Below are 23,395 nucleotides of genomic sequence, written 5' to 3' on the forward strand. Positions count from 1 at the left end.
TCTACTATTTTGAAATTAATATAATGGTTCTAATATCATCAAACTCAATTTCTGTGCCGTTTTCTAACGTGTCAGCAAAAACCAGTTCGTCTGTTAATGTTTCAGACTTAATATAGTCTTCGTTTTTTGAAACTGCATCTTCTAAAATACCGTTTCTTTTTATTTGTACTTTAATCTTATCCGTAACCTCAAATCCTGAATCTTTACGAATGTTTTGTATTCTATTTACTAACTCTCTAGCGATACCTTCATTTTTTAATTCTTCGGTAAGAGTAATATCAAGCGCAACTGTTATTCCGTTTGAATTAGCAACTAACCATCCTTCGATATCTTGTGATGTTATTTCCACATCTTCTAATGATAAAGTTACACTATTTCCTGCAATAACAATATCTAGCGTTCCTTGCTTGTCCAGCTGATTGATCTGATCTGCAGAAAAACCTTGTATCTCCTTAGAAATCAAGCCCATGTCTTTACCAAAACGTGGCCCAAGAGCTTTAAAATTAGGCTTAATTTGCTTAACCAAAATACCTGAAGCATCGTCTAAAAGTTCGATTTCTTTAACGTTTACTTCGGCTTTTACAAGATCAGAAATTGCTTCAATTTCAGCACGCTGATTCTCGTCAAGTACTGGAATCATTACCTTTTGCAGAGGCTGACGAACTTTAATCATCTCTTTTTTACGTAGTGACAACACCAAAGAAGAGATCGTTTGCGCCTTCTGCATTTTGCTTTCCAACGTTTTATTAACAAAGTTTTCGACAAATTTTGGAAATTCAGCCAAGTGAACACTAGCAAAATCCTCGGTTCCCGTCGAAGTTGTTAAATCACGGTATAATTTATCCATAAAAAATGGAGCTACTGGAGCGCTCAATTTACTGATTGTAAGCAAACAAGTATAAAGCGTTTGGTAAGCTGCAATTTTATCTTTTGCATATTCTCCTTTCCAGAAACGACGACGGCATAAGCGAACGTACCAGTTACTTAAGTTTTCCTGAACGAAGTCAGAAATTGCTCTTGTCGCTTTTGTTGGCTCATAATCTTCATAGCATTCATCAACAAATTTGATTAACGAATGTAATTCAGAAATAATCCATTGATCGATTTCTGGTCTTTCGTTTAACGGAATTTCGGCTTCTTCATATTTAAATCCGTCGATGTTTGCATATAACGAGAAGAATGAATAGGTATTGTAAAGTGTTCCGAAGAATTTACGTTTAACCTCAGCAATTCCTTCAAGGTCAAACTTCAAGTTATCCCACGGATTTGCATTCATAATCATATACCAGCGTGTAGCATCTGGACCGTTTTCTGCAATGGTTTTAAATGGGTCTATAGTATTTCCTTTACTCTTAGACATTTTAATTCCATTCTTATCCAAAACCAAACCGTTTGAAACTACGTTTTTGTAGGCTATTTTATCAAAAACCAAAGTTCCGATTGCATGCAAAGTATAAAACCATCCGCGAGTCTGGTCTACTCCTTCTGCAATGAAATTTGCTGGAAAATCTTTGTTGCCATCAATTTTTTCTTTGTTTTCAAAAGGATAATGCCATTGTGCATAAGGCATTGCTCCAGAATCGAACCAAACGTCGATTAGATCACTTTCGCGCTTCATTGGTTTTCCAGAAGCTGAAACTAAAGTAAGCCCATCAACAACATTTTTATGCAAATCGATTAAATCATAATTTGACTCAGACATGTTTCCGATTTCAAATCCTTTAAACGGGTTTTCTTTTTGAAAACCTGCTTCGATTGATTTTTCGATTGCATTGTACAATTCTTCAACAGAACCGATAATAACTTCTTCTGTTTTATCTTCTGTTCTCCAAATTGGCAACGGAATTCCCCAATATCTAGAACGAGATAAGTTCCAATCGTTGGCATTTTTAAGCCAATTTCCAAAACGTCCTTCACCAGTAGATTTAGGTTTCCAATTGATAGTTTCGTTCAGGTCGAACATTCTATCTTTTACATCGGTTACTTTGATGAACCATGAATCTAGAGGATAGTATAATAACGGCTCGTCTGTTCTCCAGCTGTGTGGATAACTGTGCACGTATTTTTCAACTTTAAAAGCTTTGTTTTCTTCTTTTAAACGAATAGCGATTTCAACATCTACAGATTTCTCTGGAGCTTGTCCCGAATCGTAATATTCGTTTTTAACGTATTTACCAGCCAAATCACCTACATGAGAAGTGAATCTTCCTTGTAAATCTACTAATGGAACTGGAGTTCCGTTTTCGTCTAAAACCAACATTGGCGGAACTTCTGGTTTTGCTTCTTTTGCTACTTTAGCATCATCTGCACCAAAAGTCGGAGCTGTATGCACAATTCCTGTTCCATCTTCAGTTGTAACAAAATCACCTGCGATTACTCTAAATGCGTTTTCAGCATTTTCATAAGGCAATACATAAGGCAATAATTGCTCATAACGGATTTCCACTAAATCTGCTCCTTTTGCTTCTGCTAAAATTTTGTACGGCAATTTTTTGTCACCGTTTTTCACATTGTCAAAATCAGCGTCGTCTTCACTTAAGAAAAACCCTTTTCCGAATTGTTTCCCAACTAAGTTTTTAGCCAAAACAACATTGATTGACTCAAAAGTATATTGATTGAATGTTTTCACTAAAACATAATCAATTTTTGGCCCAACTGTCAAAGCTGTATTTGATGGAAGTGTCCAAGGAGTAGTCGTCCAAGCTAAAATGTGGATATCTCCAAAACCTTGCAAAAATGAAGGTAATGTTTCTGGCAATGTTTTAAACTGAGCTACAATTGTAGTATCAGTAACATCACGGTAAGCTCCTGGTTGGTTTACTTCGTGAGAAGACAATCCCGTTCCTGCTTTTGGAGAATAAGGCTGAATTGTGTATCCTTTGTACAACAAACCTTTATCATAGATTTGCTTCAAAAGCCACCAAACCGATTCCATATATTTTGGTTTATAAGTCACATACGGATCTTCCATATCAACCCAATACCCCATTTTTTCGGTCAAATCATTCCATACGTCTGTATAACGCATAACGGTTTTTTTACACGCTTCGTTATATTCTTCAATCGAAATGGTTTTACCAATATCTTCTTTTGTAATTCCTAATTCTTTTTCGGTACCCAATTCAACAGGTAAACCGTGAGTATCCCATCCAGCTTTTCTTTTTACCTGAAAACCTTTTTGAGTTTTATATCTGCAAAAAATATCTTTAATCGCACGTGCCATTACGTGGTGAATACCAGGCAATCCGTTTGCTGAAGGCGGACCTTCAAAAAATACGAAAGGCTCAGCACCTTCGCGAGTTGTTACACTCTTTTCAAATATATTTTCTTTCTTCCAAAAATCAAGAACTTCAGACGCTACAGTTGGCAAGTCAAGTCCTTTGTATTCAGTAAATTTTGTACTCATTTTATCCTTTTCTTAAACGAGGTGCGAAAGTAGTAAATTTAAGTCAGAAGTAGAATATCTAAAGCCAAAAGTTGGCACTTTTAAGACAATTTTTAAGAGTAAAAAAGAAATCATTATCAAAATAAGAAATTAAGATCGCTTTTTTCAACATTTCTTAATTCAAATACACTTTTCTAAAAGATTAACAGCATTGCAATGTACTGTCATGAATTTTTGTTAAATTTTAACATATTGAAACCTATTATTAGGAATTGTAAGATTAATAATTGTAGTTTTATACCCAACTTTAAAAAATGTGTATGAGAACAAAATTACTTATCTTATGCTTACTTACAGTAAGTTTTGCAAAAAGCCAGAATCTTCTACAAAACGGTAGTTTTGAACAATTTACCGCTAATGCTCCTGATTCATGGACTTTTATTTACGGAGCTACATCAAAAGAAGAAACAATTAAAAATGGTGGATCTTCAAGCTTAAAGGGTTTACCAGTATCAGACTTAGAAAATGGTCTGATGCCAACTTTACAATTCAAACAAGAGTTTACTTTATCAGATCTTGACGAATACACTTTAAAATTTGACTATTATATTCCAAATGATGTTCCTTCTTTCATGAACATTAGCAATCTATCTTATGAAATCATAAAAGTAACTTCAGGAGGAGCCTCTTTTATTGCTCAACCCGATTTTCTTACTAGAGAATTTGGCGTTTGGAAGACAGTAACTTTTGACTTTAAAATAACAGCATTTTTAGCACCAACAACATCGGTAACAATGGCTGCTTTTTTTACAGCTGGATGTCAATTTGATGGTCCTGCAATCTATTTTGACAATGTGATAGTAGCAAAAAAAGGCACTTTAGGAACTGTTGATTTTGATAAAAAAACCAACCCGATAGCATCTATGTCTAAAGATGAAATAAAATTAAGCAGTGATTTTAAAAATTCTTCTTATGTAATTTACTCTATCGATGGTAAAGCAGTAAAAAGAGTAAACAATAACTCATCTGAAACTATTGCAATTTCTGGATTACCAAACGGAGTTTATTTATTAAAATTAAACGACTTAGGCACTTCAGTTAAGTTCATCAAATAATAGACTTAAGCAACCTAAAACAAAAAAGGATCGAGTTAAACTTGATCCTTTTTTGTTTTTATACAATTTAAAGAAAGTATACTCTCACGAAAAAATCTCTTTTAAAATATCCAAAGATTTGGGCCTTTTAAAACCTTCCAAGTGCAGACTGTAATAATCGATTAGAATTTTTAGGAGAATCTGCCTTTCTAAAACATGAAAGACTTTTTGATCGTTATCGAATTTTAATTCCAATAACTTTTTAAACAAGTTGGTCTCGTGTTCTGAAAGCAAATTTCCATTTTGAAAAAGTGTAAAGACACCTTCATTCATTTCAAAAAAAGGCAAATCAATTTCAGAAATATCAGGATAAAAACCGAGATATTTTGTGATTTCTAAAAGGAGAATTAAATGAAAATTAGAAATCTCATCATGATGATCCAGCCAAGTCAGCGCAGCTTCTAAAAAAAGGAAAAGCTGTTCGTTTTTCTCTTCTTCTTGAATAGAATAATGAAGCATTTCGGACAAAAACATCACCATGGTACTTTTGACAATATCAGTATGAATAGTCTGAAACGGAACAGCGCTTTTTATTTCTTTAAAATTCTCTAAAGTTCCTTTATTCTTATGCACAGCTTCAATTTCTAAAATAGAAAATGGCTGAAAATAAGCAATTTTCTGACTTGCTTTCCTACTCGAAAAAGCGTCACGCACAAAATACGATTTCAGTCCGCTAGAAAGTGTAAAGCATTTTACAATCAAGCTTTTCTCCTGAAATTTTAAAGACGAAATTACTATGGCTTTTGTTTTGACGAGCACAAATTTTTGTTTTTTTTGTTTCAATTTTCAGGTATCAAGTTTATCAAATTGACGATAAACTGAACACTAAAAAAGACTAAATACTGAATACTGATCTTATCGTATAATCATTACTTTCTTAACTTTAGTTTCTCCTCCATCTTCTGCCGAGATAAAAACCATGTAAACACCAGATGCTACTTTATACTTCCCAAAAGCAGTTGTGTCCCATTCGATTGTTCCGCCAGAAGAAGTCACTTCATAAACTAAATTCCCTTCTATATCTGTGATTTTCACATTAGCCTTGTCAATTAATCCAGCCACTTTAACGGTTCCCGAATAATTCGGACGTACAGGATTTGGATAAACATATACATTGCTTAAATCGTCATTTGCTCCAGTTGCAATTCCGCCAAACGAAACCAATCCTTTGTCGGTTGCAATAAAGACCTCTCCCGTTTTAGCATTTATCTTAACATCATTTATATAATTACTTGGCAAAGGCGAATTGTTTATTGTAAAATGATATTTTGTTTCCTGACCATTTGGCGAAACCATAAATATTCCAGAATCTGCCGTTCCAATCCATTTATTATTTGCGCCATCGACTGCTATCGAAGTTACAAACTGTTCGTATAACAACTCCTGAGCCAAATCGTCTTCGGTTATAATAATTGAATTTGCTTTTAACTGACTATCTGTTTGAAAACTAGAAACATTAGAGAGAACTCTCAAACCCTTTGTTGTTCCTATCCAAAGCTGATTTTTTGTATCTAAAGCTATTGCTCTAACATCGGCAATTGGCAGATTACCAGCATCAGTTCCAAAAGTCATTTTTTTGAAGGTATTTGTAGCTTCATTAAACCCTACAACTCCACTTTTATAAGTTCCAATCCATTTTACATTGTTGCGATCTACCACTATACTTGAATAGTTATCTTCTCCCACATCGTCTGATATCGAAGTCATCGAATAACTGCCCCATTGTCCATTTGTTTTTAAAACCTTCAATCCATTATTGATTCTGCTATTGGTCACCCAAAGATTTCCAGATTTATCAAAAGCCGTTGCATTGATTCGGACATCTACATAATCTGGCGATGTTGTTTTAAGCGACTCTAAACCACTATTTTTTTCATTATATAAATGAGTTGGAATATCGCTTTCAATTTTCAATAATCCAGAGAAAAAAGAACCAGCATAAACCTGTTTTTCATTATTAGGATTTATATAAATTCTCGTTATTGATTTGGCATCATAAACATCAGAATATGGAATGTTTAACCATCCCGAAGCATTAAATCGACTAATTCCATAACTATCCAAAGGGTACGGATTATACACCGCATCATAATCTCCATAAACTGCCCACAAAACATTTGAACCAGCATCTATAGAAAAAATATCATTACGCACAGGACCGCTAGGCGTACTGTTTTCAAAAGCTGTGGCATTATTTAAAGTAGAAGCAAATAGTCCTTTTTCTTTTGTTCCAATAAAAATCTGATTTCCAACTGCAGTTGCACAGCTAAAATTCAGGGTATTATCTAAAACTTGAGAATTTGTAATTTGTCGACTCAACGTCATTTGATTATTATAAACATATACTGTATTGGCAGTCGTAACAAATAAATTATGGTTTTTCGCTCGCGTATCAACAGACGCTTGAGGCAGTTGCAAAAAGCCCACAAAGGTATTGGTATTAAATCTATGAATATACCCTGTACTATTTATTGCAATAAGCTCTGAATCTAAAGCCTCAACACTCGACCAATCTCCGCCATTGACTACTGACCATTGGCTATAATCTATAAGATTAGCATTTGTAATGTCTGCTTTTCTAATACCGCTTGATGTTGCCGCAAAAATAAATCCGTTAAACATTGTGGTTTGCTTTACGCTTATTTCTGCTCCATTATCTCCAATAAAATAAGTGTCGCCAAATTGAGATGTTTTAAGATTAAATTGAACAATTCCAAAATCGCAAGAAACATATATCAATCCATTATTTTCCATAAAATGATTGATTTTTTTAGTATTTGCTGGCAATTGCTTATTGATTATATCTACAACTTTTAGAATACTTCCGTCTACTTCGTTAATCAAGATCATCAAACCATTTTCATAACCTATGATTGTTTTTTTAGAAGCTTCGCTGTAATAAACTGCCGAAATGGTCTGGCCGGAAAGTCCATCAACAGTCGTCGTCGTTTTAAGAACATTTGTTGTTGTATTTTTTGAAAACAGTGCGTTTTCGGAAGCCGCAAAAACAGTTGTTCCAGATTCTGAAATGTCTTTTACTTCATTAAATGAAAAATATCCCTGCCAAGACAATTTGCTCTGCGCTTCGCAAAACTGAATTAGAAGTAAAAACAAACCGCAGAAAAATACTTTTTTCATCATATAATGTATTCGAATAGACAAATATAATACAATCGGGTTTTTATTTAATTTTTAGCACAAATAAAATACCCCCGATATCTTATTAGGATAACGAGGGTAATTCTAAATATTGCAATTAAATCTTAAACTACACCTTGTGCAAGCATAGCATCGGCAACTTTTACAAATCCGGCAATATTAGCTCCTTTTACGTAGTTAACATATCCGTCTTCTTCTGCACCGTATTTTTTACATTGGTTATGAATTCCGATCATGATTTCTTTCAATCTCAAGTCTACTTCTTCACTAGTCCAGTTTAAACGAATTGAGTTCTGAGTCATTTCTAATCCTGAAGCAGCAACTCCACCAGCATTTGCAGCTTTTCCTGGCGCGAATAATACTTTACTATCTAAGAAAAGTTTAATAGCATCTAAAGTAGAAGGCATATTGGCAGCTTCCGTAACACATAAAACGCCATTATCTATTAATTTCTTAGCATCGTCGCCATTCAATTCATTTTGAGTAGCACATGGAATAGCAATATCTACTTTTACTTCCCAAGGGCTTTTTCCTTTGTGGAAAATAGCATTTGGATATTTCTCTAAATATCTTTCTGCTCTATTATCTCCAGTAGCTCTCATCTCAACCATATGTTCGATTTTTTCTCCAGAGATACCTTCTTCATCATAAATATAACCATCAGGTCCAGAAATAGTAACTACTTTACCTCCTAGTTCATTTACTTTTAAAGCAACACCCCAAGCCACATTTCCGAATCCAGAAATAGCAACTCTTTTTCCTTTAATTTCGTGACCAATTGTACGAAGCATTTGATCTGTAAAATAAACTACACCATATCCTGTAGCTTCTGGTCTGATTAATGAACCTCCGTAAGCCAAACCTTTTCCAGTTAAAACTCCTGTAAATTCATTTCTAATTCTTTTATATTGACCAAATAAGTAACCGATTTCACGTGCACCAACACCAATATCTCCAGCTGGAACGTCAAGATCTGGACCAATATGACGGCATAATTCTGTCATGAATGACTGGCAGAAACGCATAATTTCAGCATCAGATTTTCCTTCTGGGTCAAAATCAGAACCTCCTTTTCCACCTCCCATCGGAAGTGTTGTCAAACTGTTTTTAAATACTTGTTCAAATGCCAAGAATTTTAAAACTGATAAGTTTACCGAGTGATGAAATCTAATTCCTCCTTTGTAAGGTCCAATTGCAGAGTTCATTTGAATTCTGAAACCTCTATTTACAATAATTTCCCCTTTATCGTCTACCCACGGAACTCTGAATATTATTGATCTTTCCGGTTCAGCGATTCTTAAGAGAATATTCTTTCCATCGTATTTTTTACGCTCAGATATAAACGGAATTACAGTTTCTGCGAATTCTCTAACTGCTTGAAGAAATTCTGGCTCATTTGGATTTTTTGACTCAACAAGAGCCATAAATTCATTTATTTTTTGTTCCATCTTTAAAATAAATTTTCAGATAATTTAGATTTAATTTTTACTCTTATAAAAAATAAGAAATCATGTTTAAGAAAACGTTTTCGTTTTAACTGACAAAGATATATCAAATAATGATTCGATGTTACATTTTTCACTTTTTTGAAGCGATTTGTGTTTTTTTCAAACAATAGAAAAAAACACATTTTACATGTAGGTGTTTACATGCAAATCACCTTTTAAAAGTTAGTAAATTAAGTATTTTGCTAGTTATTTTTCAATACGTCAATTTAATATTTTGAATCGATTATGTTTTTTATATATTTGCCGAGATTTGTAAGCCCCTAAAAAATGCCTAAGCACCTATTTATCACATTATTTGCCTTATTGGGCATCTCAACTGCTGTATCAGCACAAGGATTAGCCCAAGAGATCGGAATCTACGCAGGACCTGTAACTTTACAGTCCGATTTTGGAGAAAGAAACAACTTTGATAATAATGTCGGAAACACAGGTTTTGGCATTGGAATCATGCACTTTATAAACTTTTCTGCCAATAACAATAGAGAAAATTTTTTCACAGAACATTTTAAAGTAAGATCTGATCTGTCTTACAGCAGAACCACTTTAAAACATCATGGAAAATGGGTTGATTATAAGCCCAATGGTTTATTTGCAACACAATTAAGAAACATGCATGCAAGTTCTAGTATAGTAAGCTTGGGAGCACAGATGGAATTTTCTCCTTTTATGAAAATCCACGATTTCGAAAACACAGTTGGTAGCTTCAGTCCGTATGGAGCTGTAGGGTTTCAGGTGAGCTATTATTCAGCAAAAGTTGGGTCACATTTAGGAGACATTACACTTCCTGCTATTACCCCAGGAAAATACTTAACTCCATCTGACGGACGTGCACATGGTTTTTCTACAGAAACTGGTGTAGCTTTAGCGGCAACAGCAGCAGTAGGTGTACATTATAAACTAACTGAAATGAGTGATTTAATGTTTGAAACTCGTTTTCATATGTACAGCTCAGACTGGATTGACGGATTAAACCCAAATAAAGATATTTATAAAGAAAACAAATCTAACGATTGGCAGGTTTGGTTTAACTTTGGATACATCTACTATTTAGAATTCTAAAAAAGTTTTAATCTCAAAATATAAAAAATCCCAAATTCCAAAACTATTCATTGGAATTTGGGATTTTTCATTAGACATTTTATCGCCTTCTTTATAAGAAATTTTAAAATAAGAAATCCCAAACTCCAGAATAAAAATTGGAATTTGGGATTTTCTTATTTGGAATTTATACTAAGCTAAAGCTTGCTCTAAATCGGCAATTAAATCTTCTGCATCTTCGATACCAACACTTAATCGAACTAAATCGTCTGTAATACCAACTTCTGCTCTTTTATCTGCAGGAATAGAAGCGTGAGTCATTAAAGCTGGATGATTAGCCAATGATTCAACTCCCCCAAGAGATTCTGCCAAAGTAAACACTTTCAATTTTTCTAAAAATGCGATAGAATCTTCTTTCTTCCCAGATTTAAAATCAAAAGAAACCATTCCTCCAAAAGCTTTCATTTGCTTCTTAGCAATTTCGTGAAAGGGATGATTCTTTAAACCTGGATAATAAACCGTTTTAATTTTAGGATGGTTGCTCAAATATTCAACTACTTTTTCCCCATTTTCACAATGTCTCTGAACTCTTAAAGCTAAAGTTTTGATCCCTCTTAAAACCAAGAAACTATCCATTGGCCCAAGAGTCGCTCCTGTTGCAAATTGCTGAAAATGCAATTGATCTCCAAGGGCTGCGTCTTTTACAATTAATGCTCCAGCAATAACATCAGAATGACCTCCTAAATATTTCGTAGCAGAGTGCATTACAATGTCTGCTCCTAAATCTAAAGGCTTTTGTAGATAAGGCGTTGCAAAAGTATTATCAACCGCAAGAAGAATATTTTTCTCTTTAGTAATTTTTGCAATTTCTTGAATATCTGCCAATTTCATCAACGGATTTGTTGGTGTTTCTACCCAAATTAACTTCGTATTTTCGTTAATTAAACTTTTCAGTTTTTCGATATTCGTCATATCAACAAAATGAAATTTAATACCCGAATCTTTATAAACACGAGAGAACATTCTGTAAGTTCCGCCATACAAATCATCCATCGCAATGATTTCGTCTCCAGCTTTAAAAGATCTTAAAACGCAATCTGTAGCTGCAAGACCAGACGAAAATGCTAATCCGCGAGTTCCGTTTTCAATACTAGCCAGCGCCTCTTCTAAAGCCGTACGTGTCGGGTTTGAAGCTCTACTATATTCGTAATCTGCCAAAGGTTTACCTGGACTTGTTTGTACAAATGTTGAAGTTTGATACACTGGTGGCATAACAGCGCCTGTACTTGGATCATGATGCTGTCCTCCGTGAATAACTTTTGTATTGAATTTCATATAGTTATAAATTTTAAATCCTTAATTCTTTTACAAATTTACCGCTTAATTTATTTTATCGCGACACAACTTCTTACCTTTGTAGATAATTAACACTTTTTGATATGAAAAATTCATTATTTATACTCTTTTTGTGTTTGATTTTTACAAGTTGCAAAAAAGAGCTTTCATTTGAGAATGAAACGTTTGAAGAGAAATCTACTGTCCCATGCAAAAATGATTGCCCAAAAATCACCATAGAAGTTCCAATTGCTAAAAATGTTAAAGTAACATCAGACAGCATTAACAAGAAACTATTTGCCGTCATTAAAGAGATTGTGTTTTTTGAAGACGATTCGGTAAAAGTTGATGGCTACAAAGCTTTGGCGAAATCTTTTATTGCCTCCTATCAAGAAATGCATCAAAAATTCCCAAACGATACCTTTGGCTGGGAAGCAAAAATCATTGGAAATGTCGAATTTGAATCTGACCAAATTTTAAATCTTAAAATTGACCATTATACTTTTACTGGCGGCGCTCACGGTTATCAAGGTTATCGCTCTTTATTATTCGATAAAAAAACAGGAAAAACCATTTTCAATAATCAGTTATTTAAAAACGAAAATGAGTTTAAAAATTTCGCTGAGAAAACATTCAGATCAAAATATAAAATTCCAGAAAAAGCTAATATCAACGCTACAGGTTTAATGTTTGAAAATGATAAATTTCAACTGCCTCAAAACATTTTTTACACCTCTGAAGGTTTGCTTTTATATTACAACTCATATGAAGCCGCATCTTATGCAGATGGCCCAAAAGAACTTATATTTCCGTATGAAGAAATAAAAAAATATTTGAATTTTCAATAGAAAAATAAAATCAAGACATTTTTATTTATTCCCTATCTAGCACAATCTTTGTAGATATAGTGGACGTAGACGCACTACAATGTATCTCTACAGAAAAAACTTAGAACCTTAGATTACTGAACATCATATTTCATCTTTCTTAAAACCCTCAAAGCTTCTTTAAAAGAAGAGTATACATTTTTATACGGTTTTAAAAGCAATTTTGCATCTATTAATTTTTGTCGAGCATCTTCGAAACCATTCAAATGACAAATCATAAAAGTAGAAGGAAGATTTTCCAGATCTTTCATTTCACGATCAGACAATGCAATTTCTTTTTGAAGTTTTCCGAGCAAAGCCATATTTGAATTATAAATATGATACAACATTTTTCGGTTGAACTCTGGTGGCTGAAAAAGCATTTGGCGATCTATTTTATAATAACCATTATCAAAGAAATGAATCGTTTGTTCTTCTAACGGATAATAACTCGTTTTGTCATTTAATCCCAACGGAACATATTCTGTAATGGTAAAAGTATCATCATTATATTGTATTGTAACAACATCTTGTGCCGAATAAAAAAGCTTAATTTGTTCGTTTATCAATTCGATATCTACGCGAGACAAATACGTTTTATCACGTAATTTTTTCGGAACTCCAGCCCAACAAATCACGAATAATTCTTTAAAAACACGGTATTTTGGCGACATATCTTTATGTCTGAAATTCATAAAATCGATAACACCGTCTAAAGTATATTGAATACTATTTCGAGAGCTATTTTCTATTCCGATTACCGTTTCTGTATTTTGATTGCTCTTTTCGATTATCTCATGTTCTTCTAGAGGAATTGAATTACTGCCACGTCTCACAAAAACACTGTTAGCAAGAATGGTATGAATTCCTTTTTTAAAATAAGAGATTTTACTTTTAGGTTTTATGGTAACCAGACCGATTACTTTGTCTTTTGGAAGATTGGGAAAAGGGACGTTTTCGTATTGAATTTTTGGTGGATTTTCTAAAAATGCATTTACCAGATTCTGAATTCGGCTATCATCGAAGAAATCATCGCCTACAATCTCATTATCTTGATCTTCTACTCCAACAACGATATAAGAATTATTGTTTGGATTGGAATTGGATAACGCACAAATGTGTTTTAAAAACTTGCCCTTCCCTTCGCGCGAATGAAGATTCAACTGCCTTTTCTTATCATAAAAACTGCTTTCGTCATTATGAGCGAGGAGATTTTTAATTAAAAGGCGCTTATTAATCATTCTTTTTAGATTATTAGACTGACTTAGATTTTTAGACTTCTTAGATTGATTTTCAGTTTCCTAAGTTAAACTAAAGATCCGACTTTCTAAGAAGTCTAATAATCTAGTTTTAAATATTCTTTTTAACAATCGTCGAAGAGGCCTGTGCTGTACTCATAACAACCAAATCGGCAATATTTACATGATAAGGTCGTGAAACTACAAAGTGAATAATATCGGCAATATCTTCTGCCTGTAACGGATCAAATCCTTTATAAACATTTGCCGCTCTTTCTACATCTCCTTTAAAGCGAACTTCGCTAAATTCAGTTGCTACCATTCCTGGATGAATTCCTCCAACTCTAATTCCAAACGGGTTTAAATCGATTCGCATTCCTGCAGTAATAGCATCAACCGCATGTTTAGAACCACAGTATACATTCCCATTTGGGTAAACCTCTTTTGCCGCTGTTGAACCAATATTAATAATATGCCCCGATTGTCTTTCGACCATTTGTGGAATTATCGCTTTTGAAACATACAAAAGACCTTTTACATTAATATCAATCATGGCATCCCAATCGTCTAAATTTCCATTTTGAATCGGATCTAAACCATGGGCATTTCCTGCATTATTAATTAAAACGTCAATCGCAGAAAAATCGTTTGGCAAAGCACCTATTTTTTCTAAAACTTCCTCTTTATTACGAACATCAAATTCTAAAGAATGTACTTCTGTAAAAGCCGAAAGTTCTTTCTCGAGTTCTTCTAAACGGTCTTTACGCCTTCCGCAAAGGATAACTTTATAATTGTTTTTTGCCAGAATCTGAGCGGTTGCTTTTCCAATTCCGCTTGTTGCACCAGTAATTAAAACTGTTTTTTTCATTTCATTTTTTTATTTTTTGCCACAGATTAAAGGATTAAAATGATTCTTTTGAAATCTGTGAAAATATTTTAATCTGTGGTAAAATATTTTAATTCTTATTTTTCCATTCTTCTAAATCCAATACCATGTTAAGTGCCGTCCATATTTCTCCCTCAATTTCTCTTATGTATTTTTTATCGGGATTTAAAGTAAACCCAACTTTTTCATAGCATTTTTGAGCTCCAATATTAAAATCGAAAACATTTAATTCTACGTTTCTTTCTTTTCTGTTTTCAAAAATATATTGCAATAATAAAGTCACCATCTGCTCACCAATCCCTTTTCCTCTTTGATTTTCATCAATAATGAGTATTCTTCCTAATTTCGCAAAATCATCTTTAAAGTAAATTTCGCAATGTCCAATCGTATTTCCATTTGAAATATTTGCAACTCTAAAAGCAACTCTGTTTTCATCAGAAAGCGTTTTATCTATTTGCTCTTCTGTTAAAGGAAAAGTAAATTCTGGTCCGCCAAATTGCATTAAATCTTTGGCACTTTTGACAGAATTAATTAATTCAAAGTAATCTTTTCTTTCAAATTTTTCTAGGCATATCATTTTCAGAATAGTACAAAATTAAGGCACATCATCACCCATGCTTTCTGTCCAGATAGCAAACCAATCTTCTTTATCCATTTCTAATTCAACTGCTTTTGACAGAGATTGAATTCTGGCAACGTTAACAGTTCCTGCAATAGGAATAACTCTTGCTGGATGTTTTAAAATCCATGCTAATAAAAGTGTATCTGCACCTAAATGATATTTCTCTAATAAAGTAGAAAACAGTTTTTTCAAACGGCGAGTTTGTTTTGTATCTTCTCTAAAAACCGTTCCTAGCGGATTCCATGATAAAGGTCGAATTCCGTTAGTCTGCATATAATCTAAACTTCCGTCAATCATTGCTTCATAATGCGTAGCAGAAAACTGAACTTGATTATAGCTTACTTCTGTTTTCTGACGAATCAATTCAGTTTGTGAGCTTGTAAAGTTTGAAAGTCCAAAATCAATAATTTTTCCTTCTCCTTTTAATTTCTCAACCGCTTCTGCAATTTCATCAGCCTGCATTAACGGACTTGGTCTGTGAAGTAAAAAAACATCTACATAATCTGTTTTTAAATTCTTCAAAGATGTTTCTACAGACTTAATAATATAGTCTTTAGAATAATCATAATGTTTGATTTTGTTTTCAGGGCGTTTTTCAGCAATCATCTGAATTCCGCACTTGGTAATTAATTGTAATTTTTCACGGGCAATCTTACTTGCGTGAAAGGCTTTTCCAAAATCGGCTTCGGTCGTATACGAACCGTAAATATCCGCGTGATCAAAAGTCGTAATTTTGTTTTCGATACTCACCTGTATCATGTTTTCCATTTCTTTAGTTGTAAGGTTTTTATCCCAAACTCCCCAATTCATAGTGCCCGAAATTATAGGCGATAAGACTGTTTTGCTCATAATAATTATGCGTTATTTTTGGTAATAATTATGCTTTACTAAAACATAATCATCAAAGTTCTTAAAAATATAAAAATAGATTCACAATTAGTCCTTAAAATTAGGTCTTTGGTCGAAGTTTTAACCATTCTTTAACATCTTACTTCTTAAAAAATATTCAATTTGCACTCTCAAAAATTAGGCGTTAAAATCAAGGTTTTAAAAATATTTATATGGAAGAAAATACAACGACTTTAGACATTAGAGCGATAAATGAAAAAATTGAGAGAGAAAGTGCTTTTATAGACCTTCTTACAATGGAAATGAACAAAGTTATTGTGGGTCAGAAACATATGGTCGAGCGTCTATTGATCGGATTACTTGGACAAGGGCATATTTTATTGGAAGGAGTTCCTGGTCTGGCAAAAACTTTAGCCATCAACACGCTTTCTCAAGCGGTTCAAGGATCTTTCAGCCGTATCCAGTTTACGCCAGATTTATTACCTGCCGATGTTATCGGAACCATGATTTACAATATTAAAGCAAATGAGTTCTCAATTAAAAAAGGACCAATTTTCGCCAATTTCGTACTTGCCGATGAGATTAACCGTGCTCCAGCAAAGGTTCAATCTGCTTTATTAGAGGCGATGCAGGAGAAACAAGTTACTATTGGTGACACTACATTTAAATTAGACCGTCCGTTTTTAGTATTAGCAACACAAAACCCAGTTGAGCAAGAAGGAACGTATGCACTTCCTGAAGCACAGGTTGACCGTTTTATGTTGAAAACTGTTATTGATTATCCAAAAATTGATGAAGAACGTTTTGTAATTCGTCAAAACTTAAAAGGAACTTACGAAAAAGTAAATCCAGTAGTTTCTGTAGATCAGATTCTACGTGCTCAGGAAGCTGTTCGTGAAGTTTATATGGATGAAAAAATCGAGAAATATATTCTTGATATTATTTTCGCTACACGTTACCCAGAAAAATACAAATTAGCCGATTTAAAACCGCTTATCAGTTTTGGAGCTTCTCCTCGTGGAAGTATCAACTTGGCTAATGCTGCTAAATGTTATGCTTTCATCAAACGTCGTGGTTATGTAATTCCAGAAGACGTTCGTGCAGTTGTTCACGATGTATTACGTCACAGAGTTGGAATCACTTACGAAGCAGAAGCAGAAAACATCACTTCTGTAGACATTATCAACAAAATCGTTAACGAGATTGAGGTACCTTAAAAATTTGTTTCAAGTTTCAGGTTTCAAGTTGTTGCAAGACAAACTTGAAACTTTTAAACTTTAAACTTTAAACAAATCAAATGGATACAAAAGAGCTTTTAAAAAAAGTACGGAAAATAGAAATCAAAACGAAAAGACTGAGTAATCATATCTTTTCGGGAGAATACCACTCTTCATTTAAAGGACGAGGAATGACGTTTAGCGAGGTGCGTCAATACCAATACGGAGATGATATTCGTAACATCGATTGGAATGTAACCGCACGCTACAACGAAGCTCACGTTAAAGTATTTGAAGAAGAACGCGAATTAACGATGGTTTTAATGGTCGATATTTCGGGTTCAGAATCTTTTGGTTCTAAAAATCAATTCAAGAAAGACATCGTAACCGAAATTGCGGCAACGATGGCTTTTTCGGCTACACAAAATAATGACAAAATTGGTTTAATCTTATTTTCTGATACTGTAGAATTATATATTCCGCCTAAAAAAGGACGTTCTCATGTACTTCGCATCATTCGTGAATTGATTGAATTTGAACCAAAAAGTCATAAAACAGACATTGCTCAAGCCTTGAAATTCTTATCTGGAACACAGAAAAAGAAAGCCATCATTTTTATGATTTCCGATTTTATGTCTGATTCTTATGAGCATACATTAAAGATTGCTTCTAAAAAACATGACATTACAGGAGTTCGTGTGTACGATATTCGCGAAGAAAGAATTCCGAATTTAGGAATGGTAAGCATGCTGGATGCCGAAACCGGAAAAATACAATTGGTTGATACAAGTTCTAAAGCTGTTCGAATGAATTATGAAAAACATTATCAAGAAAAGCTGAATTACTTTAAAGATACTTTCCGTAAATCTGGAGCAGGAATTGTCAACACCAGAGTTGACGAAAATTATGTAACTAAACTATTAGGCTATTTCAAATCGAGATAAGTATTTTTGATTTTTGATTAACGATTTTTGATTTATGATGTGTGTGATTTGAGATTAAAGGGAGTATTTAAGAAATGACCAAACAAGAATTAGAAAATAGATTGATTGATTTTGCAGCAACAATTATAATTATAGCAAGTAAGTTTGAGAAAAATTATGCAGGAAATCATTTGTAAGGGCAAATAATCCGATCGGGAACATCACCAGCGCTAAATTACGGTGAAGCGCAAAGTGCAGAGAGTAAAAAAGATTTTATTCATAAAATGGGAATTTGTCTGAAAGAATTAAGAGAAACATTTGTTTGTTTGAAAATCATAGAAAAAGCAAATTTATCAACAGACAGAGAAAGTTTAATGCAAGTAAAAATAGAAGCAAATCAATTAATCTCCATTTTTGTATCCAGCATTAAAACATCAAAAAATAATTCATAAAAATTAAAGATTACTATTTTAGAAAACTATTGACAATCCTTGGAAAAATCAAAAATCAAAAATCGTTAATCTTCAATCGTTAATCAAATGAAATTTAAACTTTATATATTTTTATTGCTTTTTTCTACTATGATTTTTGCACAGCAGAAACCAGTAGAAACGAGTATTGATACCACCAAAAATAAGATTGGTGCTGAGTTCAAACTGACGCTTAAAACGGTTGTGACTTCAACATCAAAAGTTGAATTTCCTAAACTTAAAAATATTGGTCCGTTAGAAGTTATCCAGTCTTATCCAATTGATACGGTTAAGAAAGATGCCACTAATTACGAACTTATAAAAAAATATGGTTTAACGCAGTTTGATTCTGGCCGTTATACGATTCCGAGCATCAAAATTTTAATTGATAAAAAACCTTTTTACTCTGATTCTATTAAAGTTGAAGTTGCCGCTGTAAAAGTTGATACTTTACAGCAGAAAATGTACGACATTAAAGATATTTCTTCTGTTGATGAAGGAATGGGAAATTGGTGGATTTATACTTTAATAGTTCTAGTAATTTTAGGAATTGGCGCTTTCGTTTACTGGTATGTCAAAAAACGCCAGCTGAAAAAAATCGAAGAAGAAGTTTACAAAACTCCTATCGAAAAAGCGACTAGTTTATTAAATAATCTAGAACAAAAAGAACTGGTTCAAAAAGGAGAAATTAAAGAATACTATAGCGAACTGACCGATATTGCTAGAAATTATATTGAAGAAGCAATTCATATCCCAGCAATGGAAAGTACAACTTCTGAGTTAATTGCTGCAATTAGAGGAGCTTCGACCAAAAAGAAAATGACCCTTACGCCGGAAACGGTCGAAAATTTAGAACGCGTTTTACGTCAGGCCGATTTGGTAAAATTTGCTAAATCTAAACCGCTTGATTTTGAAATTACTGACGACAGAAATAAAATACAGAAAGTAATTTTAACCCTTGATAATGCAATTCCAACTGAAGTTCCAGAAGAAATTGAAGATCAGTTATTAAACGAAGCGCAAAGACAAAAACAAATTCAAGCGCAGCTTAAAAAACAGCGCAATGCTAGAATTGGTTATGCGGTTGCAGCTATCATACTTTTATTGTTTGCTACAACCACTTTCTTTGTGGTTACCAAAGGGTTCAATTATGTAAAAGATAACGTAATTGGCCACCCTTCAAAAGAATTATTAGAAGGCGAATGGGTAAAAAGTGCTTACGGAAATCCAGCTGTTCTTATTGAAACGCCAAAGGTTTTAAAAAGAATGGACGCGCAAAAAGTACTTCCAAAAGAAGCAATGGCACTTATCAAAGAAATGCAACTTTTTACATACGGAAGTATGGTTGACAATTTTTACGTAACGGTTTCAACATCTAAATTCAAACAGCCAACAGATATTGATTTAAGTAAAACTCTTGAGGGTAATCTAAAAATTATCGAGGCTCAAGGCGGACAAAATATTATATTAAAACAAGAAGATTTTCAAACAAACGAAGGTATTCAGGGAGTAAAGGGTTACGGGACAATGACTGTTTTGAATCCGGCAACCAAAACGAGTACAAAAGCATATTACGAATTGTTACTTTTCAAACAAGATCAAGGTTTACAGCAAATCCTGATTTTGCACGAAGAAGGCGATACTTATGCAAATGAAATCACGACCCGAATATTAAATTCTGTTGAACTTCAAAGAGCAAACAACTAATGAGCAAGATCACTTTTTTAAATCCAGAGTTCCTTTGGTTGTTTCTATTAATTCCGATTGCGATAATCTGGTTTTTCTGGAAACGCAACCAGCAGTCGGCTACCTTAAAAATGAGTTCGACAGCAGGATTCCAAAATAATCAATCGTTTTGGATCAAGTTCAAACCTGCTTTATACGTTTTCAGAATTCTCGCTTTAAGCTCATTAATTATAGCATTGGCACGCCCAAGAACTGTAGATATTAGCAACCAGACTAAAACAACAAAAGGAATTGATATTGTAATGGCAATTGACGTTTCTGGATCTATGCTGGCAAAAGATTTAAAGCCAAATCGTATGGAAGCTTTAAAACGAGTTGCAGCCGATTTCGTTGAAGAAAGACCAAATGACAGAATCGGATTGGTTTTGTACGCTTCTGAAGCTTACACAAAAACGCCTGTTACAAGTGATAAAGCTATTATTCTTGAAGCTATAAAAGGAATTAAATACGATACGGTTTTACAAGACGGAACTGGAATTGGAATGGGATTGGCAACTGCTGTAAATCGTTTGAAAGATAGCAAAGCAAAAAGCCGCGTTATTATCCTCCTTACTGACGGTGTAAACAATGCTGGTTTTATTGAACCAGAAACAGCGTCAGATATTGCGAAACAGTATGGAATTAAAGTTTACACGATTGGTCTTGGAACAAACGGAATGGCAGAATCTCCATACGCATATGCTCCAAATGGCGGTTTCTTATTTAAAATGCAGAAAGTTGAAATCGATGAAAAGCTAATGAGAAACATTGCTAGAAAAACAGATGGAACGTATTTTAGAGCAACAAGCAACGATAAATTAGCAGAAATATACAAATCGATCAATAAATTGGAAACTACAGAAATTCAGGAACTGAAATTCTACGATTACGACGAAAAATACAGGTTTTTTGTCTTATTTGCAGGTTTAATGTTATTGCTTGAAGTTGGATTAAGAAATACGGTTTACAGAAGCTTTATTTAATTTAAAAAAATTCCAATTCTAAAAATTCCAAATAACAAATTGGAATTTAGGATTTGAAGATTAAAAATTAGAAAGAGGATTTGGAATTTGGAATTTCAATATTGGAATTTAAAAACATTTATGGAATTAGACGAAAAAAAATATTTATATCTCTTATTACTTATCCCAATTGTGGTATGTATTTTTCTTTTCAACATGTATTGGAAAAGAAGAACGCAACGTGAATTTGGTGATTTGGAAATGGTAAAAAGATTGAGCCCAGAGAAATCGGTTTTTAAACCTGTTTTAAAAATTGTTGTAATTCTTTTGGCGCTTACTTGTTTAATTATTGGCTTGGTAAATCCGAAAATCGGAACCAAAATGGAAACCGTAAAACGAGAAGGTATTGATATTGTTTTTGCTGTTGACGTTTCTAAAAGTATGCTTGCAGAAGATGTTGTTCCTAGCCGTTTAGATAAAAGTAAACAGTTGGTCTCTCAAATCATTAACAATTTAGGAAGCGATAGAATCGGAATCGTGGCGTATGCAGGAAGTGCTTTCCCAGTTTTACCAATTACATCAGACTATAGCGTTGCAAAAATGTTCTTGCAAAGTATGAATCCAGGAATGGTTTCCTCTCAAGGAACCTCTTTGGATGAAGCGATTAAATTATCCTCTACTTATTTTGATGAAAAGAGTAAGACCAGTAAATTATTAATTCTGATTTCTGACGGTGAAGATCATTCTGAAGGTGCAACTGCTGCGGCAGAAGAAGCGAATAAGTTAGGAATGAAAATCATCACAATTGGTGTTGGAACAGAAAGAGGAGGAACAATTCCGTTAAAAGAAAATGGCGTTGTAAGAGGCTATCAAAAAGACCAGAACGGAGAAACAGTTATTACCAAATTAAATCAAGAAGGTTTAAAAACAATTGCAAAAGCAACAAAAGGTGGTTATGTTTACGGCGGAAGCACGAAAGAAGTTTTAGAATATGTAAAAAATGCTTTGAACAATATTCAGAAAACAGAATTTGAAGCTACACAAATGGCAGAATTTCAATCGCAGTTCCAATGGTTTATCGGATTTGCATTTTTACTGCTTTTCCTAGACATTTTCTTATTAGAAAGAAAAACAAGCTGGATCAAAGAGTTGGATTTATTTAATGAAAAGAAATAAATGTTCAGAATGAAATTCAGAACAGAAAACAAAATTAGAATGAAAAATTTACTCCTTTATATTTTACTAACCGTTTCTTTTGCAGCTGCTGCACAAGAAAAAGACAAATCATTGCCTGCTGGTAATGAAGAATATAAACAGAATAAATTTACTGATGCTGAGGCAAACTATAGAATTTCGGAATCAAAATTTCCTAAAAAATCAGCAGCTCCATATAATTTAGGAAATACCATTTATAGACAAAATCAGATTTCGGAAGCTAAATTTGCTTACGCGAAAGCGATAAAAAATGCCAAAACGAGGCCTGAAAAACATAAGGCTTATCATAATCTTGGAAATGCTTTTATGAAAGAGAAAGATTATTCTCAAGCAGTTGAAGCTTACAAACAAGCACTTCGCAACGATCCGACTGATGATGAAACACGTTACAATTATGCTTACGCAAAACAAAAACTAAAAGAGAATCCTCCTAAAAACGATCAGAAAGATAAAAACAAGGACAAAGACAAGGATAAGGATAAAAACAAAGATAAAGACAAGGACAAAAATAAAGATAAAGACAAGGATAAAAAAGACGATAAAGGCGACCAGGATAAAGACAAAAAAGACGGTAAAAACGATCCTAAGAAAGATGACAAATCTGATAATCAAGGAGAGCCAAAACCACAGCCTGGAGGAATATCAAAAGAGCGTGTTCAGAATTTGTTAGATGCTGTAAACAATGAAGAAAAGAAAATTCAGGACAAAGTAAACGCTCAAAAAGTAAAAACTAATCCTAAGAAAACAGAAAAAGACTGGTAAAATTTGGTTAATCGTTTAACCGTTAATTTGTTTATTTGATCCAAACAATACGATTAAACAAAATAACGTTTAAACGATTAA

At 33.5% G+C, this 23,395-nt stretch carries 19 protein-coding genes; 10 read left to right on the forward strand and 9 right to left on the reverse strand.

Translation table 11 applies throughout. The features are described 5' to 3' along the window. Positions 1 to 4: 4 nt before the first annotated feature. On the reverse strand, positions 5 to 3,406 hold the full coding sequence (ileS, locus tag SOM12_RS16395) for an isoleucine--tRNA ligase (protein WP_320494283.1): 3,402 nt from the start codon (positions 3,404 to 3,406) through the stop codon (positions 5 to 7). A 299-nt stretch (positions 3,407 to 3,705) separates the two neighbouring features. On the opposite strand from ileS, the gene SOM12_RS16400 reads away from it, so the two are divergent. Further along, positions 3,706 to 4,500, forward strand: coding sequence for a T9SS type A sorting domain-containing protein (locus tag SOM12_RS16400; protein WP_320494284.1), 795 nt, complete (start codon positions 3,706 to 3,708; stop codon positions 4,498 to 4,500). Between the two features lie 84 nt (positions 4,501 to 4,584). Here the strand turns inward: SOM12_RS16400 and recO are convergent, their stop codons facing one another. From recO to gdhA, 3 genes are all read right to left on the reverse strand, one after another. Continuing rightward, positions 4,585 to 5,298, reverse strand: a complete 714-nt coding sequence (recO, locus tag SOM12_RS16405; protein ID WP_320494285.1) for a DNA repair protein RecO — start codon at positions 5,296 to 5,298, stop codon at positions 4,585 to 4,587. Between the two features lie 96 nt (positions 5,299 to 5,394). Then, positions 5,395 to 7,677, reverse strand: a complete 2,283-nt coding sequence (locus SOM12_RS16410; protein ID WP_320494327.1) for a T9SS type A sorting domain-containing protein — start codon at positions 7,675 to 7,677, stop codon at positions 5,395 to 5,397. Between the two features lie 125 nt (positions 7,678 to 7,802). Beyond that, the gene (gene gdhA / locus SOM12_RS16415; protein ID WP_095928401.1) at positions 7,803 to 9,146 is read right to left on the reverse strand and encodes an NADP-specific glutamate dehydrogenase; all 1,344 of its coding nucleotides are present in this window, start codon (positions 9,144 to 9,146) and stop codon (positions 7,803 to 7,805) included. A gap of 327 nt (positions 9,147 to 9,473) precedes the next feature. Here gdhA and SOM12_RS16420 point away from each other — a divergent pair, with 327 nt between their 5' ends. Next, the gene (locus SOM12_RS16420; protein WP_320494286.1) at positions 9,474 to 10,265 is read left to right on the forward strand and encodes a THC0290_0291 family protein; all 792 of its coding nucleotides are present in this window, start codon (positions 9,474 to 9,476) and stop codon (positions 10,263 to 10,265) included. Positions 10,266 to 10,436: 171 nt separating this feature from the next. Here the strand turns inward: SOM12_RS16420 and SOM12_RS16425 are convergent, their stop codons facing one another. After that, positions 10,437 to 11,579 carry a cystathionine gamma-synthase gene (locus SOM12_RS16425; protein WP_320494287.1) on the reverse strand — a complete coding sequence of 381 codons (1,143 nt, stop codon included), beginning with the start codon at positions 11,577 to 11,579 and terminating at the stop codon, positions 10,437 to 10,439. 104 nt (positions 11,580 to 11,683) lie between these two features. On the opposite strand from SOM12_RS16425, the gene SOM12_RS16430 reads away from it, so the two are divergent. Beyond that, entirely contained in the window at positions 11,684 to 12,427 is a 744-nt protein-coding gene (locus SOM12_RS16430; RefSeq protein ID WP_320494288.1) for a DUF3298 and DUF4163 domain-containing protein, read from the forward strand. 113 nt (positions 12,428 to 12,540) lie between these two features. Here SOM12_RS16430 and SOM12_RS16435 read toward each other — a convergent pair whose 3' ends face one another. The 4 genes from SOM12_RS16435 to SOM12_RS16450 form a co-directional block, all read right to left on the reverse strand. After that, positions 12,541 to 13,686: an ATP-binding protein gene (locus SOM12_RS16435; protein WP_095928406.1), complete on the reverse strand. Its 1,146-nt coding sequence runs from the start codon at positions 13,684 to 13,686 to the stop codon at positions 12,541 to 12,543. A 109-nt stretch (positions 13,687 to 13,795) separates the two neighbouring features. Next, a complete protein-coding gene (locus SOM12_RS16440) occupies positions 13,796 to 14,551 on the reverse strand; it encodes an SDR family NAD(P)-dependent oxidoreductase (protein WP_095928407.1) in 756 nt (251 codons plus the stop codon). Between the two features lie 88 nt (positions 14,552 to 14,639). Next, positions 14,640 to 15,146 (reverse strand): GNAT family N-acetyltransferase, encoded by a 507-nt coding sequence (locus SOM12_RS16445; protein ID WP_320494290.1) that lies wholly within the window; start codon positions 15,144 to 15,146, stop codon positions 14,640 to 14,642. A gap of 18 nt (positions 15,147 to 15,164) precedes the next feature. Next, positions 15,165 to 16,040, reverse strand: a complete 876-nt coding sequence (locus SOM12_RS16450; RefSeq protein WP_320494291.1) for an aldo/keto reductase — start codon at positions 16,038 to 16,040, stop codon at positions 15,165 to 15,167. Positions 16,041 to 16,252: 212 nt separating this feature from the next. On the opposite strand from SOM12_RS16450, the gene SOM12_RS16455 reads away from it, so the two are divergent. The 7 genes from SOM12_RS16455 to SOM12_RS16485 all read left to right on the forward strand — a co-directional run bounded on the left by SOM12_RS16455 (position 16,253) and on the right by SOM12_RS16485 (position 23,314). Beyond that, positions 16,253 to 17,257 (forward strand): AAA family ATPase, encoded by a 1,005-nt coding sequence (locus SOM12_RS16455; RefSeq protein ID WP_095928410.1) that lies wholly within the window; start codon positions 16,253 to 16,255, stop codon positions 17,255 to 17,257. 80 nt (positions 17,258 to 17,337) lie between these two features. Beyond that, a complete protein-coding gene (locus tag SOM12_RS16460) occupies positions 17,338 to 18,201 on the forward strand; it encodes a DUF58 domain-containing protein (RefSeq protein ID WP_320494292.1) in 864 nt (287 codons plus the stop codon). Positions 18,202 to 18,386: 185 nt separating this feature from the next. After that, positions 18,387 to 18,632: a four helix bundle protein gene (locus tag SOM12_RS16465; protein ID WP_320494328.1), complete on the forward strand. Its 246-nt coding sequence runs from the start codon at positions 18,387 to 18,389 to the stop codon at positions 18,630 to 18,632. Positions 18,633 to 18,719: 87 nt separating this feature from the next. Next, on the forward strand, positions 18,720 to 20,357 hold the full coding sequence (locus SOM12_RS16470; protein WP_320494293.1) for a hypothetical protein: 1,638 nt from the start codon (positions 18,720 to 18,722) through the stop codon (positions 20,355 to 20,357). Continuing rightward, a complete protein-coding gene (locus tag SOM12_RS16475; protein ID WP_095928412.1) occupies positions 20,357 to 21,358 on the forward strand; it encodes a vWA domain-containing protein in 1,002 nt (333 codons plus the stop codon). Before SOM12_RS16470 ends, SOM12_RS16475 begins: the two co-directional genes overlap by 1 nt. Before the next feature lie 120 nt (positions 21,359 to 21,478). Further along, positions 21,479 to 22,513 (forward strand): vWA domain-containing protein, encoded by a 1,035-nt coding sequence (locus SOM12_RS16480; RefSeq protein ID WP_248728578.1) that lies wholly within the window; start codon positions 21,479 to 21,481, stop codon positions 22,511 to 22,513. A 39-nt stretch (positions 22,514 to 22,552) separates the two neighbouring features. Then, positions 22,553 to 23,314 carry a tetratricopeptide repeat protein gene (locus SOM12_RS16485; RefSeq protein WP_320494295.1) on the forward strand — a complete coding sequence of 254 codons (762 nt, stop codon included), beginning with the start codon at positions 22,553 to 22,555 and terminating at the stop codon, positions 23,312 to 23,314. The last annotated feature ends 81 nt before the right edge of the window (positions 23,315 to 23,395 follow it).

Source organism: Flavobacterium sp. CFBP9031, from assembly GCF_034044945.1.
In the GTDB taxonomy this organism is placed as follows: domain Bacteria; phylum Bacteroidota; class Bacteroidia; order Flavobacteriales; family Flavobacteriaceae; genus Flavobacterium.